At 59.9% G+C, this 2,007-nt stretch carries 1 protein-coding gene; it reads left to right on the forward strand.

Annotated features, from left to right (window positions below):
- The first annotated feature begins 154 nt into the window (after positions 1-154).
- Entirely contained in the window at positions 155-1,492 is a 1,338-nt protein-coding gene (locus P0D80_RS49805) for an IS4 family transposase (protein WP_459252778.1), read from the forward strand.
- The last annotated feature ends 515 nt before the right edge of the window (positions 1,493-2,007 follow it).

A 2,007-nucleotide genomic window follows, 5' to 3' on the forward strand; every position in this document is an offset into this window, starting at 1 on the left:
GACAGCCATCGAAAGGCAATCGATGCGCCAGTTATAAGCATCCCATTACACACAAGTACGTAGGCGCCGAGAAAGTCGCTTACGGTCAATGACATAGCGGGGTCGGTTGTAAACTTCTTCGGAGTGTCGTTTACTCTTGCTTTTTGGGCAGCGCATGAAGCGAGAGGCAGCAGGCTGGGCAGCGGCAGAATTCAAGGATATCGACCTGGGCGACCAGCGTCTGAACAAGCGCGCCGTGTTGCTCGCGCAGCGGCTCGCAGAGAAGCCGACGGCAAGCATACCCAATGCATGCGGTGGCTGGGCGGAAACGGCCGCAGCGTACCGCTTTCTGGCTCAGGATGAACTGGACTGGCGCGATATTCTGGCGCCCCACTGGCAAAGCTCGGCCGAGCGGATGCGAGCTTGCGAAGTGGTGCTATGCATCCAGGACACAACGGAGTTGGACTTTAGCGGCCAGACGATTACGGGCCTGGGGCCGTTGTCGTATGAGGCCCAACGCGGGATGTATCTGCACCCGACTTATGCGGTAACGCCATCGCGCGAGCCGCTGGGTGTGCTTGACGCCTTCATGTGGGCACGCGAACCCAAAGACGCGGATGGTGTACGCCCGGGCCTCAAGGAAAGCATTCGCTGGATCGAAGGATATGAACGGGTTGCCGAACAGGCAGCGGCACTGCCTGCCACGCGGCTCGTCTACGTGGCTGACCGGGAGTCGGACATCATGGCGTTGATGGTCAAGGCACGCGAGTTGGATAACCCGGCCGATTGGCTGCTGCGCTCGCAGCACAATCGCACCCTGCCTGAAGGCGGCAAATTGTGGAACAAGGTTACTGCGGGCAAGCCATTGGGCAGAATTCACTTCACGCTGGCAGCCCGTCAGGCGCAGCCGGCGCGCACGATCCGGCAGCAGGTGTGGGCGCAGCGTGTCGCGTTGCCTGATGCCGCAGGCGACGTGGTGAGCGTCACGTGTATCGTCGCCCGGGAGGTCAACCCACCGGCAGGCGTCAAGCCGGTTGAATGGCGGCTGCTGAGTAATCGCCAGGCGAACGACCTTGATGCGGCGGCGCAGCTTATTGACTGGTACCGGGCGCGTTGGGAGGTGGAACTATTCTTTCACGTACTCAAGAACGGCTGTCGGGTCGAGGCGTTGCAGCTCACATCGAAGGCACGGCTTGAGCGCGCCCTGGCACTGTTCATGGTGGTCGCGTGGCGTGTCGCGCGGCTGATGCGACTGGGCCGAACTTGCCCGGACCTGGATGCAGAACTTCTGTTTGAGCGCGATGAGTGGCGCGCGGCATTCATTCTCAACCAAAAGAAACCACCCACGACGTCACCGCGACTGAATGAGGTCGTGCGTCTGGTCGCCATGCTCGGTGGCTTCCTGGCACGCAAAGGCGACGGCGAACCCGGAGTCAAGACCATCTGGCAAGGTCTGCAGCGCGTGATGGATTTCGCCGCCGGACTCAGGTACGCACGAGAACTTGACGAATGAGTTGTGTGTAATCAAATGAATTATAAGACCTCCTGCTTTGCTTTCAATTGACTTACGTCAACCCCCGGCGTGTCTGCATGACTAGACTGGCTGTGCGATAGCGGTCCATGGATAGAGGACGCCGCCTCTTCGTCTTCTGATGGGGCCAGTGGCAGTCCGCACCGGTAAATGATGGGACCGAAAAGCAGCCAGGCATTCGGCAAAACCATGACGATACCGGCCACGTTCAGAGGGGGCCAGACAGTCAGGACCATCGTCACGCTGCCTGCACACACAACATGCCATGCCGCATGGTCCCGCATGTTAGGCAGGACAACGATAACGGCCGTAGAAGAATCGGTGCGTGTGGCCCGGAAGGGAGCCGTACTGCGGTGCATAGGGTCAGCGCTGCGGCGCGTGGTTCAATTCGAAGCGCAGCACGGGACTTTCTAACCAGCCCGACGCATACCGGGTGCAAGCTGGAGAACGCAAATGGGCAAGAAATCCGAGTCTGATGAGGCTATCAATCTGAACGA

Origin of the sequence: Paraburkholderia sp. RL17-373-BIF-A (genome assembly GCF_046030175.1) — a bacterium.
In the GTDB taxonomy this organism is placed as follows: Bacteria; Pseudomonadota; Gammaproteobacteria; order Burkholderiales; family Burkholderiaceae; genus Paraburkholderia.